Source organism: Frateuria sp. sgz306004 (assembly GCF_057750885.1).
The window spans coordinates 39,000-54,223 of the sequence record NZ_JBYLFE010000002.1; the positions used below are offsets into that span (position 1 = coordinate 39,000).

Genomic DNA, 15,224 nt, shown 5'->3' on the forward strand with positions numbered 1-15,224 from the left:
TTCAATCGTTCAGAGTCAGTGGCTTCGCTTCAACGCCCAGCCCAAAACACACGCCTTTAAATTAGCCGAGCGGACGGATTCATGGCCCGGCTGGCGTCGTTCTGGGGCCGGGCACCCTGCTTGACCAGCCGATTCTGAGCTACCTATTCCGTGGCAACACGTGGCGAAGATCTCCGTGCTGAATCGAAGTAAGGGGCGGTGACATGGAGCTTGTATGCGGCCGCCGCAGTGCACTCGCGTGAGGTATACATCCCAGAATGGTTTCGGGATACTTCCTACGTAAGTCTTTTCTGCCTTGATGCCTTAGGAGGTTCCGGTTGTCCATGTGGTTCAAGGTTAATCAGCGTACCAATTTGCGATTGTTTAAAACGCTTCGCGGGCGAAGTGAGCGTTGATGACGACTGCAAGGGACTCGATACTGGCGCGCGTTTGGCTGAGGCGCGATGTCTTCTGGGAGCTGCTCAAGCGTGATATCGGTGCGCGCTACAGCGGCTCTTTCCTTGGCCTTTTGTGGTCGTTCTTCAATCCGCTACTTATGCTGGGCGTTTATACGCTCGCTTTTCGCGAGTTTCTTGGCATGCGCTGGCCGCAGCTCCAGGAAGGTGCGGATTTTTCGTTGATGATTTTTTCGGGAATGATCGTTCATTCCCTTATGGCCGAATGCATCATGCGGGGGCCCACCGTCATCGTCGGGCAGAGTAATTTGGTCAAGCGTGTGGTGTTTCCGCTCGCCTTACTGCCGTGCGTTTCGGTGGTATCGGCGCTCTTCAATACCTTGTTGAGTTTGATGGTGTTGCTGGCATTCGTGCTGGCGACACAGCACGGCTTGCATCCGAGCGTGCTCTATCTTCCGGTGGTGTTTGCGCCCTACGTTATGTTGTTGTGCGGCGTTTGCTGGTTCATGGCATCGCTGGGCGTCTTCGTTCGTGATATTGCACAAATAGCAGGCGTCATCACTGCTGTTCTCATGTTTCTCAGCCCAGTCTTTTATCCAGCATCAAGCCTGCACGAGCCTTACCGAAGCTGGCTGCAATGGAATCCACTTACATTGATCATCGAGCAGACCCGTAGGGTGGTGCTCTTTGGTCATTCGCCCGATTGGTCCGCGCTGGGCGCATACACCACTGTCGCGCTGTTGGTCATGTGGTTTGGTTATGCGTGGTTCCAGCGTACGCGGGATGGATTCGCCGATGTCCTCTGAACAGGTGAAGCATCCGGTGTCGTCGACCGACCCTATGGAGCCGCCGGTCATTGCCGTCCGTGGGCTGGGCAAGGCCTACCAGCTATATGACCGGCCTTGGCATCGGATGATGCAGAGCCTGCTGGGTGGTCGTAGGCGGTTCTATAAGGAATTCTGGGCGCTGCGTGACGTTGGCTTTGAAGTCCGTCGTGGCGAGACATTGGGTATTGTGGGGCGGAATGGGGCAGGCAAATCCACTTTGCTTCAGCTGATCGCTGGAACGCTCAAGCCGAGTGAGGGCGGGGTGGGCGTTCATGGGCGTGTGGCGGCGCTTCTGGAGCTCGGCAGTGGATTTAATCCCGACTTCACGGGGCGACAGAATGTCTATCTCAATGCTTCGATTCTCGGTTTGAGTCGAGCTGATATCGATGCCCGCATCGGTGAAATTCTGGCGTACGCTGACATCGGTGAGTTCGTTGACCAGCCGGTTCGCAACTACTCCACCGGCATGGTCATGCGTCTAGCCTTCGCGGTAGTGGTGCATGTGGATGCGGATGTCCTGATCATCGACGAGGCGCTGGCGGTAGGCGATGCCTTCTTCATGCAAAAGTGCATGCGCTACCTTCGGGAGTTCCGCAAGCGAGGCACGATGCTCTTCGTCAGCCATGACGGAGGAGCGGTTACTAGCTTGTGTGACCGGGCCATTTGGCTTGAGCACGGACGCGTTCAGGGCATCGGCGATGCGCGCACGGTCATGGAGTGTTACCTCGAGGCGGCCCTTCTCGAACGTCAGGGAAGCGTTGGTTCAAAGCGTGCACGCGGTCAGGTACGGGCTACGGCGCGTCGAACCGGTGAGGCGAAAGCGCGTCAGGAGTTGATGGACCGCACGATACTTCGCAACGATATTCATGTTCCGCCATTTGACCCAGAAGCGGAGGGATTTGGCGAGCGGCATGCGCGGGTAACGCACGTGCAACTTTGCAACGAGCAGGGCGAGCCGGTGCAGACCGTGCTAGCCGGCGAATGCGTGGAGCTGGATATCGAACTCGAAGCAGATGGCGACCTTGACGGCGTCATCGTGGGCTTCTATCTAAAAGACCGGCTTGGTCAATTGCTCTTTGGTGAAAACACGGTGTTGGTGCATGAAGGTGCCTTTTCCGTGAGGGAGGGGCAGGTGTTTCGCGCGGTGTTCCGCTTTGAGATGCCACGCCTCGGCAATGGAGACTACTTCATTGCAGTAGGTGTCGCGGAAGGCACCCAGGAACAGCATGTCATTCAACATTGGCTGCATGAGGCGCTTCGCTTCTCGGCGCTTGGTGGTTCGTATGTGGCAGGCCTCGTCGGATTGCCCATGCTGGATATTCGATTGGAGCACGTGGCGCATGAGTGAAGCATTTCGATTGGAGGAGCATCCATCGATCCTGATGACGCCGCGCGTGGTGGCGCCTTATGGGTGGGTTGGCCACATCCCGTTTGCCTACCTGGCGGTGGACCTTCTAAGGCCGGCCACGGTGGTGGAGTTGGGTACCCACTCAGGGAACTCGTACCTGGCATTTTGTCAGGCCGTGCAGGCGCTTGATCTGGATACCCGTTGCTGGGCAGTCGACAGTTGGGAAGGCGATGACCATGCCTCGCGCTATGGCGATGAAGTCTACGATGCGTTGCGAGGTCGTCACGACCCGATCTATGGCGGTTTCTCCACATTGCTCCGGCAGCGTTTCGAGGAAGCGGTGCACCAGTTCGACGACGGTAGCGTCGATCTTCTGCATATTGATGGTTTGCACACCTATGACGCTGTTCGTCAAGATTTCGAAACATGGCAACGCACATTGAGTCCACGTGCAGTAGTGCTTCTTCACGACACGAATGTCGAAGGACGAGGTTTTGGGGTGCGCGCCTTTTTCGATGAGCTGGCGTCGCGCTTTGCAACGTTCGACTTCCTGCATAGCAATGGGTTGGGTGTCATTGCCGTCGGAGCAGACGTGCCGCGCGCATTTCTCGCGTTCCTCAAGCAGGCACGTGAATCGCCGACGTCGATGCGTCGCTTCTTTGAAGGTCTTGCGGGGCGACTGGTTGACTCCAGCGGGGACCTGGCAAGTTCGTCGATCGCGGACCAACAGCCTTTGATCAGTCGGATCTACTACCGAAGCCACGATGAGGCTTACGATGAAGCGACGTCGGTCGCTGTTCGAGTGGATCGTCTCGATGGCGTGATCCATCTGCGGTTTCGCCTTCCACCCCATGCGTCGCCCGATTATCTCCGCTTGGATTTTTCTGACTTTCCTGGCGTTTACACCTTAGAAGCGGCAAGCCTGATACGCGGGGAGGCGGAAGTCAGGGTCGAGCATCTGGCTGGCCGTTTGGGCTACGTGCATGGTGAGCTGTTGCCCAGCCTTCAAGAGCACGACGTGCGCATGGTGGGGTTCGACAACGACCCATATCTCGAGTTTGAAGTTGCGCGGTCCATGGCCTGCCTCGCAGGTGAGGGGCCCCTCACAGTCGTCGCTTCGGTTCGTTACGAGGCAGCGCTGGTCGAACCTGCGCAGCAGGCCTTCCTTTCCCGTCAGGCCGTCTCGCTACAAACCATGGTTGAGCGCGCCAGGGAGCGCGCTCAATGGGGTGACCTTGCCGTGGCGCAAGCTCGCCAGTTTGGCGAACTGATGCAGCGAATGGCTAACTTGGAAAAAGGTGTGGAGCGCCTGTCGAGTCGATCCCTCTGGTCCAGGCTTCGCGGGTCGGGCCGATGACGCCACTCCACCGCCTGTTGATTCCTGCGCGTCTGAGGAAGCTTCTGCGTCGCCTTGCGTGGCCGATATGGGGTGGCCCACTGGCGGCCTATCCGATGCATCAGCTGGAATCGAGTGGCGGCAAGCGATGGCACGCGACGGGTACCGATCCTTCCTTTGCCTGCTTCACTCCGCGACTTCCGTTACCAGCTGGCTGGTATCAATTCTCACTCGATCTGGTTTCGGATAGCCCGAGCCGTATGTTGCCGCGTCTCTATCTTGATTATGGTCAAGGCATGCATGAGGCATGGTCAGTTTTCCTGGGCTTCGTTCGCCCAGGAAAACGTCGACATCATGGTGTAGTGCTATTCCTGCATGAGGTTCATGGGTTGCGCTTTGATCCCGCGGAGGGAAAGTGCACGTTCGAGCTCGATCATCTGAAGCTTATGCCGCTGACGAGACTGGGCGCAGCCACACGCATGTTGCGGGACGTATCTCGCCATGGATCTGAGTCGTCCGCCTATCCTGAAGGCGTGTGGCCTGAGGCTTCGCGGCGTCTTCGGAGCGAGGGTGTAAGCGGCTTTGCATCCTGGTTGCACGGATGCTATGTGAGGCAGGGGATGCCGGTGCCGGCATACGAGCGCTGGCTTGAGCTCTATGACCATGGCATGGCTTTAGCGACCGAAACGCCTTCAACGGCCCCGCTCGTGTCGATCTTGCTTCCTACCTACAATTCCGAGGAACTCTGGCTTCGTCGTTGTCTGGATAGTGTCCTGTCCCAGTCCTACACCAACTGGGAGCTTTGCATAGCAGACGATGCTTCGACCGAGCCTCAGGTGCGGCGTGTGTTGGCGGAGTATGCCGCCAGTGACGAGCGCATCAAAGTGAGCTGGCGGCCTCAGAACGGCCATATCTCAGCCGCATCCAATACCGCACTCGCTATGGCGCGAGGCAAGCTGGTTGCATTGCTGGACCATGACGATGAACTCCATCCGCAGGCACTGGAAAGCATGGTGGCGGCGTTCGATATGCATCCTGAGTGGCGAATGGCCTACTCGGACGAAGACAAGATCGATACCGAAGGGCGTCGGTACGATCCTTACTTCAAGCCAGATTGGAACCCGGACCTGCTCTATGGGCAGAATTGCATCAGCCACCTTGGTGTTTACGAACGAGCGCTAGTCGATGCCGTTGGTGGATTCCGACAAGGGTTCGAAGGCAGCCAAGACTGGGATCTGGCCTTGCGCTGCGCTGAGCAGCTTCGCCCAGAGCAGATCGGTCACGTGCCGAGGGTGTTGTATCACTGGCGCGCTGTCCCAGGCTCCACCGCGAGAGGGGTCGGTCAAAAAAGTTACGCGCACGAGGCTGGACTACGGGCAGTGCGTGAGCACCTGGATCGGATAGGGCATAGGCGTGCTGATGTCCTAGAGATCCCTGGGAAGCTAGGCATGTTCCGCGTGCGTCACCCGCTTCCAGAGACCATGCCGCTAGTCAGCATCGTCATACCCACGAGAGATCGATTGGACTTGCTGCGGCAGTGCGTGGATTCGATCCTTTCCAGCACGGCCTATGCTCGCTACGAGATAGTGATTGTCGATAATCAATCGTCGGACGCGGTAACGCTGGCCTATTTTGCTGAAGTGATCGAAGACCCTCGCGTACGGGTGATCCCACATGACGAGCCATTCAATTATTCGCGGATCAACAATCGGGCTGTTGAGCATTGCCGGGGCGACCTCGTTTGTCTACTGAACAATGACATCGAAGTGATGGACAGTGATTGGCTGGATGAGATGGTCAGTCATGCATGGCGGCCACACGTAGGTGCGGTGGGTGCCATGCTGTATTACCCCAACGGGCTGATCCAGCACGCCGGTGTGATCACCGGTATTCATGGCGTTGCTGCGCACCCCTACAGCGGCATGCCTAGGGGTTACATAGGGCAGATGGCCCGAGCGGCCTTGACGCAGGCCATGAGTGCGGTGACCGCAGCATGTCTGCTAGTTCGCCGAGAGGTGTATTTGGAAGCGGGGGGCCTGGATGAATCCTTCGAAGTCGCCTTCAATGATGTCGACTTCTGCCTGCGACTTGGTGAACTTGGCTACACCAATATTTGGACACCGTTTGCCGAGCTCATCCACCACGAGTCGGCTTCGCGTGGGCATGAGGATTCGCCAGAGAAGCGGGCCCGTTTTACGGGCGAGGTGGAACGCATGCGCCGCCGTTGGGGGCACAAGCTTGAGTGCGATCCGGCCTACAACCCCAACCTTACCCTGTCGGGTGAACCGTTTTCGCTCGCGTTCCCACCGCGAGCGTGGCCCATTTCTCGGCATGAAACCATCCATTCGGCAGCGACTTCTCCAGCCTGTCCTGTGGCCGAGTCGGCCAGTTGACGGCAAAGGCAACTGGACCAGGGCGATCCTTTATGGTGATGACTAACATGTCAGATCAGACCGCGCTGCTAGCTCGGGAGCTCATGCAGGCGCAGCAGTACGACGAGGCTATCGCGCTGCTCGTCGATGCCTTGCGCGATGGCGCGGATATGGCGCTTGAGCGGTTACTGGCAGAGTGTCGCTATTTGGCTTTTGTCGCCAAGCCGCCCCAATCAGAAGCGCGCGATCCATGGTTGGGTGCGATACCAGATCCCTTCGCTAGGGCCGATGGCATACCCGAGATCCATGCTGATGATCTCGATGTGTCGCGGCTGGTTGGTGGCATTCGCCGCCATGGTGCGCTGCTTGTTCGTGGCTTGCTTTCTGAAGAGATTGCTTCAAGGCTAGCGACCGGCATAAGACACGCGATCGATGAGTGCATGGCTTGGCATAACCGCGGTGGAGGTGAGCCAACTTCACCCTGGTATGCGCGGCTACCGCTGCGTGAAGATTGTGATCTGGCCGAAGCTCGCTACTGGATTGAAGGCGCCGGGGGCGTATGGACTGCTGATTCGCCGCGTCTGCTGCATGAATTTACCGAGCTACTCCAAGCGCGTGGCGTCATCGATGTGATTGGCGGGTACTTCGGAGAGCGACCTCTGCTCTCCGTTGGCAAATCCACATTGCGCTGCGTGCCCTCAAGTCAGCGCGAAGCCGACTGGCATCAGGACGGTGCGTTCATGGGGCAAGATATCCGCAGCGTCAATCTGTGGCTGAGTCTCTCGCACTGCGGCGAAGACGCGGCGGGCTTGGAACTTTTGCCCCGGCGCCTGGAGAGCGTGTTGCCGACAGGCACGCATGGAGCCAATTTCGGCTGGTCCGTGGGCCCGGGGATGGTGGCTGAGGCTGCCGAGGGTCTACCCACAGTGAGCCCGCGTTTTGCACCCGGCGATGCGCTGCTGTTCGATCACCTGTTTTTGCACCGTACCGGTGTGCCGGCCGGTATCTCCAAAGATCGTTACGCCATCGAGTCGTGGTTCTTCGCGCCCTCGGCCTATCCGGCGCAGCAGGTGCCGCTGCGCCTTTGATGGTGGAGTGTTCTTTCAGGTCGTAGAGCGCTGCTCGAGTTCCAGTACGCGACGGTGCAAGGTTTCAATCGTCTCGCGGGCACGCTTGAGCGCGTCGGTTCGACGGGTGAGGCTTGCCTCGGTCTGCGAAAGAATGGCGCGCAGATGCATGCTGTCCGCATCAATCGCCATGCAAGCTTGCAACAGGTGTTCGGCAGTGAAGAAGCTTTCGATCAATGCCTGCAGCGAGGGTGTCATGCGGGCTGCCGGCACCAGGATGCCGAGGCCATTGAAGAAGGGCAGCTTATGGAATGAATATGGGATGCCCGAGCTGTTGATGTAATCCTCGTAGGCGGTCAATACACCATTGCGCGGTCCACCTTCGTGCAGCGCGTTGGCGAGGACACCATTCATGCCTTGCTCTACCAGTTCGCTTACGCCGGGTAGCATGCCGCGATAGGCGTAAGGATGCTTCTGTGAAGCTTCCAGATCATCCGGGTTGTAATACATGTCACGGCGCGCATAGGGCCACGCGACATCGTGCGCCAGTACGATCGGTGGCGGCAGCTGCTGTTGCTCGGCGCGTGCCTGTAGCAGGGTGAGTTCGCTGTACACCGTGGCCCAGTTGTGATCGCCATCGATCAGTGCAATATCAGGCGTGTCCAACTGCGGGATGGCGGCAATGCTCTTGAGCGGGTGATATCGATATTCCGAGGGGCCATATCCTGCGAGCACTTCATGCAGGCTGGGTTGTGGCGCGGGGTCGATCACGTCGACTTGCGCGCCAGTACGACGGCAATACTCAAGGATGTTGCGGGTATTCCAGCCCCGATCCGCGCCAATCTCGATCAGGCGGCGCGGCTGCGCCGTTTCGATCAAAGGGCCGATATAGCGATGCCAAAAACGGTTCACGCGGGAATCTCCGAAGCAGAATGAGCAATGGACGGAAGTTCGTCCAGCGATGGGTCATACGTCGCCGCAGTGGCCGCACCGCCGACGCGGCGCAGATAGCCGGAAGGGCTGACGGTAAGCAACTGGCGTTGGCGACTGCGGTCGATGACAAAAGCCGGTTGGCTGCGGACCAAAGCCTGCACCGTCTGCATGTGTTGATGCCTGGAGTAGCCAAGCCATGGCTGGCCTAGCAAGGTGCCGAGGCAGATGAGATAGGAGCGGTGCGACACGAGATCGGCGTATGCGCGCAGCGTGTCTATGTGGAACTGGTCGGCCACGGTGGTGGCATAGAGCACCAACACTGATTCCGCTGAGCCCACCCAGTGGCGAACGGTGGCCAGCACCGGGGTGTCGCCTGGCGATCCCTGAAGCACTGTGACTTCGTCGGGGAGTGGTGCGGTATCTACCGGCGCGACAAGCAGTAGACGCGTCCCGCCGCAGACCGAATGGCGGATCGCGTCGGAGAGAAAATGAAGCAGGCCGGTCGCGGCACTCACCACCACGATGGCGTCGGGACGAACCTCGTGAATGATCTCTTGCAGATTGATCAGGTCGGCCGGAGCAACATCCACGCGGCGCCCACGCCAGGTCACCTCTCTATGAAGCGCCGATTCACCGTACACCGATTGCAAATAGCCCTGCGCGCCATCGTCGAAATGAAGGGCCAGTTGTCCCGGACGGACTTGGTCGGTGATCTCCATGCGCATTGGCAACAAGGCACGCTGCCGCACGCCTGTGGCGTACTCCGATGGCATTCGCCCACGGTATTGCAATTGCGAGCGATGAATACTTGTGAACTCTTCGCCACGAAGTGTGCGGTAAGCGCGCGCGTAGCGGCGCACCTGCGCGTCCTTGGCGGCATCGGCGACATTGGTCGTGGTGCCGCCGTGGAACTGATGAAAGCTCGCCTCGCCTACCAGGGCCACCATGGGCCCGCTTCCCATCAGGCTGGCGCGCCGGCACAAATCGAGATTGGCAAAGCCGCCACCGGCTTCGTCGAATGCTGTGTCCATGCCTCCCATGCGGTCGTACAAGGTCGTGGGAAGCATCAGGCAGTTGCTCTCGCTGAGGCCGTCGAACCACGGCTCGGGGCTTTCGCCAATGGGCGCGCCGATGCGGAAAAGTTCGTAACCATTGCTGGGCCAGCGAATGCGGTCGAACAAACGGTCTTCCTGCGCGCGGGTGTACCCCGCCAGGGCAAGCCAGCGCTGGTCGCCACCGATAAACCAGTGGCGCAGTGCGACCACCGCGTCTGCCTGTTCGCGCCATGCCTGCAAGGCCTCGCGGAACACGCCTGGCGTAAGGAGGTGTGCGCCATCGATCATGATGGCGACGTAACGGCCACGCGCCTGCAAGGCTGCTTCATTGATCGCTGCGCAAGGGGATGCGTGCAGCTTCGAAGGTCGAACAAGGCGAAATTCCGGGCCGAATCCGGCGATCCACTCCGCGTCCAACGGCGGTTGCGAGCCGTTGTCGATGCACAGCACTTCGTAATCGAGATCGTCGATGTCCTGCTGATAGGTGCGACTGAGCGAGGTCAGTGTGCGTGCCGCTTCGCGCGGCATGTTGTAGAAATTGACGATGACCGAAAGCGTCATCGTGTCCGTGTCGTGACTTCGCTGCAATGGCGGCGGCGATGCCTTTGACCGGGTGTTGGTCACTGCGTGTGCCGAAGCCGTGCGAATGCGGAATGGCGTTGACAGTGCGGGGCTATCGTCTTCGGCGAGGCGAAGTGTAAAGGTATGGACTTGGCCATCGCAAAGCGCATCCGGCAGCGACACGTCAAAGCCGCAACTGCCATCGCCTTGACGCAGCTCGGCCAGATCGGCACGCCACTGGCTGGCCTCGATACGCATCCACTCGCGTTCTCCTTCCATGAGGCATAGCGCTACCGGAAGGCCGTTATCGTCCAGCCAATGCGCCCAACCGCGGACGCGCGAGGGCCCGCAAGCATCGAGCGAACCCGTCAGTCGAGGCGCGCTCATCGGCAACGGCAGCACGTCCAGCACGCGGGTAGCCTCAGCAGGATTTGCCTGCGGGGCGACAGCCAAGGGGCTACCGCCAAGGGCCTGCCCATCGACACGCACCTCCAGCAACGCTGGACCGTTCGGCAGCGATGGCAGCGCGCATTCGAAGCCGCAATGGCCCCCGCGCTTGCCGGCGGATTCAAGGTCAGGGCGAAACTGTGTGGCGTCCTGCTCTGACAACAGGCGGTCACCAAGGAAGACCTGCACATGCGCCGTCTTGTCCGGGTTTTGGGGGAACCAGGCCCAGCCACGCAGCAATAGGCCCTGCAAGCCGTCTACCACGCCTTCCACGACATCCATGGGTGGGGGGGCGGGGCGAAGGAAACGGCGCAACTGAATCATCGATGTTTCTCACTGAGACGGCAGCAGCGAAAGCGCTGCGTACGCTAAAGATCGCGTGTCTGCTGCGGAGGCGCAATACGTAAGGGTATGTGGTTGACCCAAGGGGCGTGTCGCACCGCAGCATGTGGGCATGGGGGTTCGACTGGCACATATCACAGGCGCAGAAACAAAAACGCCGCATGTTCATGCGGCGTGATGCAGCACACTTGTGGATGGGATCAGGGCGACCCGGCCGGTGCCGGCTGGTTCTTGTTCGGCGGCGTCGCGGGAGCGGGCACAGGCAGCACCAGGCTGGGATTGGACTGCTGCGTCTCCAGCGCGTGGATCTGCTGCTTCATCGCATCGAGCTGGCTGGTGGTGGTCTGCAGGTCGGCGGTGAGTGCGGCGGCCTGCTGGCGTGCTTGCTGTTGCTGCTCGGCTACCTGCTGGGCTTGCTGCTGCGTGTTGCTGGCATCTTGCTGGAGTACGCGCAGGCGGCGCTCGTTCTGCGCGAGCTGACGCTCGGCGTAACGCTTGCCGGCATCCAGGCGCATATTGTCGATTTCGACCTCGCCCAGTGCCTGCGTCTGCGTTACAAACGACCGGTACAGCGCATCGGCCTGCTCGAAAGAGTCCGTCTGCATGACGCGCCAGAACTCTTTACCGTGGAACAGCGCCACGTAGTAGGTCAACGACTCCGGCCGAAACAGCAGGCTCGCGCCGTAGGTGCTGTTGTAGGTGGTGCGCACTTCCGTCAGCTGATGCGAATCGATCAGGTGGCGCAGGTTGTCCACCGTGCTGCTGGGCACATTGCTTTCGACTGGGGCAGGCGTCGCCTGGGGGGCGGGCTGGGGCGCAGGTGCGGGGGCGTTGCCGGCGGCCGGTATGCTGGCGCAGGCCGACGTGGCCATGAGCACCATGGAGCCGATCGCAAACAGCACTCGTCGTTGGCTCGCGTGGCGAGTCGTGACCTTCATCCCGTTATCCCCTTGGAGTTACCCGGTTCCGGAACCCGTCGCGACGCATCGGTGACGCGCTTGCCGGGACATCCGGAACAGTCTAAGGGTCTGTTCCTTGGGGTCAAGAGGCGCCTGCCGTGGAGCTTGGCAAGATGGGCACCCTTTCCCACAGCCCACCAGCCGCGCGGGTGGGTCGATGGGACATTGCTCAGCATGGGCCAGGTTGAATCGGGCATCCCTAATAAACCAGCTGCACGCCATGGCATTGCAGGGAATGCAGGGTGACCGTACTCACGCCCAACTGGACGCCCAGGGTGTTGTTCAGCAGCGGCGTGAGGATCTGGGTGCCCACCTGGTTCAGCGGGCCCTGCAGCGCCTGCACTACCAGTGCGAGCAGGGCGATGACGCCATTGCCGGTGCCGTTGGAGCTGCCGCTCATGGAGTTCTGGATCACGCTGACGCAGGGGCTGGGGCCAAGCAGGCCGAGCACACAGGTGGTCTGGCCGAGGATATTGCCCAATAGATTGGTCACGCTGGTCAGTAAGCCCCCGGTGTTGCCGAGCAGGCCGGCCACGTTGAGGGTGAGGGTGCTGCTGAGCAGCCCGCCGGTCTGGGTGCCGACCTGGTTGAGGAAGGTCTGTAGCCCCGAGGTGGCGGAAGACAGTTGATTCAAAGCCGCGCTCAGTTGGGCGGCATTGCCCCCGGTCGTGCCCGCGCTGGCGTTGTTGTTCCACAGATCGTTGGCGAGCGACCCGGTGATGCTGCTGTTGCTGCCGTAGCTGTTGCTGGGCAGGGAGACCAGTACCCCGGTGAGTGCATTGAACAGGTTGCTCACTGTCGTACCTATGGCCAGCGGCGTGCCGTTGGCCGGCACGTTTTGGGTCTGGCCCGGGGAGAAGGTCGCCGAGCCGCTCGCCGGTAGCGCTCCGATCACGAAATTGCTGCTGACATTGGCAACGGTGACGCCGGCGGCTTTCACCAGCAGCAGCTGATGGGGTGTTGTGGCACCTGGAATCTGGTCGCACGTGCCCTGCGTGGAGAAGGCGCTGGCCTGCGTGAAGTTGCCCACGCAGGTCTTGAGCACGGAGGAGTTCACCGCGATGGTGGCCTGCCAGTTCCCTTGGCTATCCTTGCTGGTGCACAGCCCGGTGAGCGTGGCCTGGGCATTGACCATGTCGATCGCAATGGGCACATCGAGCTGAATGGTGGTTTTCGCCAAGGCGCTGAGCAAGGTACCGATCAACGGCACATTGTTGGTGGAGATGCTCAGGTCGATGAACGCGCGAATCTGCGACGTCGATGCCGTCGTACCCACGCCGCCGACGCCAATGGCTGGCGGCTCGATCACGCTCGCCGCAGCCGAGACATTGACCGGTGGCAAGGTGATCGAGGCGTAGGGCACATTGACCGCATGTTTACCTGTCGCCACGCCAATGGAGGTGGCGATGATCTGCAGCGCATTGACCTCGGTGTTGAGGGCGGTTTGAGCTGCACTGTCCGGCGCGACGATCTGCGCAAAGAGCCCGCCTTGCGTGGCGCTGTTGGAGCCCAGGGTGACCGTGCCCGGCGCGGAGCCCAACGCCGTGGTGATCGCGCCGACCAGGGTTGCATTGGCCGTCAGTAACGATTGTTGTCCGGCGGCAATCGCCGTGGCGTTGAGCACATCGATCAGCGCATGTGCATTCACGGAAGAGGCCAGCAACTGGTTCAGGCCGCCGACCGTGATGTTGCTTGGCACGGAGACGCCCAATTGGTTCAGCAGGCCCGCAGGCGTAACGGTCGCGGTCGCCAAGCCGTTATAACCAACCAAGCTGGCCGTGGGGATATTGATGCCGATGCCAGCCAACAGTTGCCCGAGCGGCGCGGAGCCGCTGAAGTTCACCAGCGTACTGCCAACCGAAAAAGCCGCAACGGGCTGCATGCCCATGGCCACGGCTGAGGCGCTGACCGAAGGTAACCGGCTCGAACCCCACATGGGGAGCACCGAGCGCGATGCCACCACCTTGACGGCGTTGGGCGTATTGCTGCCCGTGGTGGCGGCGAAATGGTCGGAGATGCCGCTATTGGCAACCGGGTCCCAAGTGCCACACGAAATGGTGAGCGTGCCCTTGGTGAATCTATTCTCGGTCGTGGCGTTGCCGCGCGCTGCGCTGTTGTCGGTATTGCTGCTGTTGCAGGCGGTGAGTTGCTGCGCCCCCGCCAGCGCGGCCAGGTCGGCCACTTTTTGCGTGTCTCGCTTGGCCCAATACAGGTAGCCCACCTCGACAAATCCCAGCATGGCCACGAGGCCGATCATCATCAGCAGCATCGATATAGCCGTGCTGCCGCGCTGAGCATCGCCAAAGCGTGATTCGACATGGCGCGGGCGCATGGCGTCACTGCCCCCCGAAGCCGCTCTTGTTGCCAGGCACAGCGGTTTCGAAGAACACCGGAATCGGGTGCTCGAAACTCTTGAGATAGCGCGCATAGCTGGCAGAGGCCTCCTGGCCCGGTATAGGCAGGAGCTGGCCGGCATGGCTGCCGTCCGCCTGCATGCTCAGCAGTGCGCGCGTGGTGCTGCCTATCTCGGTGGAGGGTGTTTCCGCGTTCGCAAGCGATGGCGTGGCTGAGGATACGGGAGTCGCGGGGGCCGCGGGGGCGCCCGCAGCGCTTTCGGCGCGAGGCGACGCCGGCGTGGTAGGCGCCAGCATTTGGCCGGTAAGGGGAGCTTGCTGCGCGTGGCTCACGACGCACAAGCAAAGGGTGACGGCAGCTAGCGCGAGCTTGCTGTGCAGAGGAAGCAGCTTCATGGCCGGGCCTCGTTGGCTGGGGTGTCGGAGGTAAAGCGCTGCAACATGGTGGATGGCACCTCGCTGAGTCGTGGCGCGGCGGCCGGCGCGGCGGCGCCATGGATGCTGCTGGTCGGTGACGACGTCACCGGTTTGCGGGATGCCAGTTGCATGGCCAGCTTGTGCACGCTCGCACGACTGGCATCAGGCAGTTCGCCGCGCTGCATGATGGCGTCGGCGCGGGTGCTGTCGCCTACCAACAATGCCCACAAGGCAAGATTGGCGATGACTTTGGGGTTGTCGGGTTCCAGCTCCGCCGCCATGGCGAGCGGATCCTTGGCGGCACTGACCTGTCCAGCGTTGAGGCGGGCATAACCGAGGTCGCTGAGGTAGGCGGCATTGACAGGCTCCAGTGCAGTGGCTTTCTGCAACGCTTGCTCCGCGGCCGCAACATGGCCTTGCTGTGCTTCCACGAGCCCCAATCCATGCCAGGCAGCGGCGGCGGTGTCACCGCTGAGCAAGCTGCGATAGAGCGTACGCGCCTCATCGAGCTGACCGGTCTGGCGAAGCGCGTCCGCTTGCAGGCGGCGCAGCTCCGCCGAGTCGCCAAAACGTTGGCGGTAGGCATCGATATGGGCCAGCGAGGCGTAGTAGGCCCCTTGTTGCTGCATGGTACGGATGAGATCCATGTACACCGTGCGGTCATCGCGCGCCGTTGTGCTTGGAGCCACCAGCGAGGGTGTGACGGCGTGATTGGGATAGCCGCCTAGCGTTTTGCCGCAGGCGCTCAGCGTCGCCAGGGCGGTGAAGGCGAACACGCAAGAAAGAATGCACGAATATCGAGCGGTCATCG

11 protein-coding genes are annotated in these 15,224 nt (G+C 60.9%); 5 read left to right on the forward strand and 6 right to left on the reverse strand.

Features of this window, described 5'->3' with window-relative positions:
- Positions 1-394: 394 nt before the first annotated feature.
- From AC3G2C_RS03590 to AC3G2C_RS03610, 5 genes are read left to right on the forward strand one after another with little or no spacing between them, the layout of a single operon-like run.
- Entirely contained in the window at positions 395-1,201 is an 807-nt protein-coding gene (locus AC3G2C_RS03590) for an ABC transporter permease (protein ID WP_488383247.1), read from the forward strand.
- Positions 1,191-2,570, forward strand: a complete 1,380-nt coding sequence (locus tag AC3G2C_RS03595; protein WP_488383248.1) for an ABC transporter ATP-binding protein — start codon at positions 1,191-1,193, stop codon at positions 2,568-2,570. Before AC3G2C_RS03590 ends, AC3G2C_RS03595 begins: the two co-directional genes overlap by 11 nt.
- The gene (locus AC3G2C_RS03600; RefSeq protein WP_488383249.1) at positions 2,563-3,927 is read left to right on the forward strand and encodes a class I SAM-dependent methyltransferase; all 1,365 of its coding nucleotides are present in this window, start codon (positions 2,563-2,565) and stop codon (positions 3,925-3,927) included. Before AC3G2C_RS03595 ends, AC3G2C_RS03600 begins: the two co-directional genes overlap by 8 nt.
- Positions 3,924-6,299, forward strand: a complete 2,376-nt coding sequence (locus AC3G2C_RS03605) for a glycosyltransferase family 2 protein (protein ID WP_488383250.1) — start codon at positions 3,924-3,926, stop codon at positions 6,297-6,299. Before AC3G2C_RS03600 ends, AC3G2C_RS03605 begins: the two co-directional genes overlap by 4 nt.
- Positions 6,300-6,346: 47 nt before the next feature.
- A complete protein-coding gene (locus tag AC3G2C_RS03610) occupies positions 6,347-7,366 on the forward strand; it encodes a phytanoyl-CoA dioxygenase family protein (protein ID WP_488383251.1) in 1,020 nt (339 codons plus the stop codon).
- Positions 7,367-7,381: 15 nt separating this feature from the next.
- Here the strand turns inward: AC3G2C_RS03610 and AC3G2C_RS03615 are convergent, their stop codons facing one another.
- The 6 genes from AC3G2C_RS03615 to AC3G2C_RS03640 all read right to left on the reverse strand — a co-directional run bounded on the left by AC3G2C_RS03615 (position 7,382) and on the right by AC3G2C_RS03640 (position 15,222).
- Positions 7,382-8,257, reverse strand: a complete 876-nt coding sequence (locus AC3G2C_RS03615; RefSeq protein ID WP_488383252.1) for a class I SAM-dependent methyltransferase — start codon at positions 8,255-8,257, stop codon at positions 7,382-7,384.
- A complete protein-coding gene (locus AC3G2C_RS03620) occupies positions 8,254-10,665 on the reverse strand; it encodes a CmcI family methyltransferase (RefSeq protein ID WP_488383253.1) in 2,412 nt (803 codons plus the stop codon). Before AC3G2C_RS03620 ends, AC3G2C_RS03615 begins: the two co-directional genes overlap by 4 nt.
- Before the next feature lie 218 nt (positions 10,666-10,883).
- Positions 10,884-11,621 (reverse strand): DUF2968 domain-containing protein, encoded by a 738-nt coding sequence (locus tag AC3G2C_RS03625; RefSeq protein ID WP_488383254.1) that lies wholly within the window; start codon positions 11,619-11,621, stop codon positions 10,884-10,886.
- Between the two features lie 220 nt (positions 11,622-11,841).
- Complete coding sequence (locus AC3G2C_RS03630) at positions 11,842-13,974, reverse strand: pilus assembly protein TadG-related protein (protein ID WP_488383255.1); 2,133 nt, start codon at positions 13,972-13,974, stop codon at positions 11,842-11,844.
- Positions 13,975-13,978: 4 nt separating this feature from the next.
- Positions 13,979-14,392 carry a DUF3613 domain-containing protein gene (locus AC3G2C_RS03635; protein ID WP_488383256.1) on the reverse strand — a complete coding sequence of 138 codons (414 nt, stop codon included), beginning with the start codon at positions 14,390-14,392 and terminating at the stop codon, positions 13,979-13,981.
- On the reverse strand, positions 14,389-15,222 hold the full coding sequence (locus AC3G2C_RS03640) for a tetratricopeptide repeat protein (RefSeq protein WP_488383257.1): 834 nt from the start codon (positions 15,220-15,222) through the stop codon (positions 14,389-14,391). The genes AC3G2C_RS03635 and AC3G2C_RS03640 overlap by 4 nt, the downstream gene beginning before the upstream one ends.
- Positions 15,223-15,224: the final 2 nt, after the last annotated feature.

What these genes read in the sequence shown, in the direction of transcription:
- AC3G2C_RS03590 (WP_488383247.1), top strand. Translation starts at nt 395, where the DNA reads ATGACGACTGCAAGGGACTCGATACTGGCGCGCGTTTGGCTGAGGCGC.
- AC3G2C_RS03595 (WP_488383248.1), top strand. Translation starts at nt 1,191, where the DNA reads ATGTCCTCTGAACAGGTGAAGCATCCGGTGTCGTCGACCGACCCTATG.
- AC3G2C_RS03600 (WP_488383249.1), top strand. Translation starts at nt 2,563, where the DNA reads ATGAGTGAAGCATTTCGATTGGAGGAGCATCCATCGATCCTGATGACG.
- AC3G2C_RS03605 (WP_488383250.1), top strand. Translation starts at nt 3,924, where the DNA reads ATGACGCCACTCCACCGCCTGTTGATTCCTGCGCGTCTGAGGAAGCTT.
- AC3G2C_RS03610 (WP_488383251.1), top strand. Translation starts at nt 6,347, where the DNA reads ATGTCAGATCAGACCGCGCTGCTAGCTCGGGAGCTCATGCAGGCGCAG.
- AC3G2C_RS03620 (WP_488383253.1), bottom strand. Translation starts at nt 10,665, where the DNA reads ATGATTCAGTTGCGCCGTTTCCTTCGCCCCGCCCCCCCACCCATGGAT.
- AC3G2C_RS03625 (WP_488383254.1), bottom strand. Translation starts at nt 11,621, where the DNA reads ATGAAGGTCACGACTCGCCACGCGAGCCAACGACGAGTGCTGTTTGCG.
- AC3G2C_RS03630 (WP_488383255.1), bottom strand. Translation starts at nt 13,974, where the DNA reads ATGCGCCCGCGCCATGTCGAATCACGCTTTGGCGATGCTCAGCGCGGC.
- AC3G2C_RS03635 (WP_488383256.1), bottom strand. Translation starts at nt 14,392, where the DNA reads ATGAAGCTGCTTCCTCTGCACAGCAAGCTCGCGCTAGCTGCCGTCACC.
- AC3G2C_RS03640 (WP_488383257.1), bottom strand. Translation starts at nt 15,222, where the DNA reads ATGACCGCTCGATATTCGTGCATTCTTTCTTGCGTGTTCGCCTTCACC.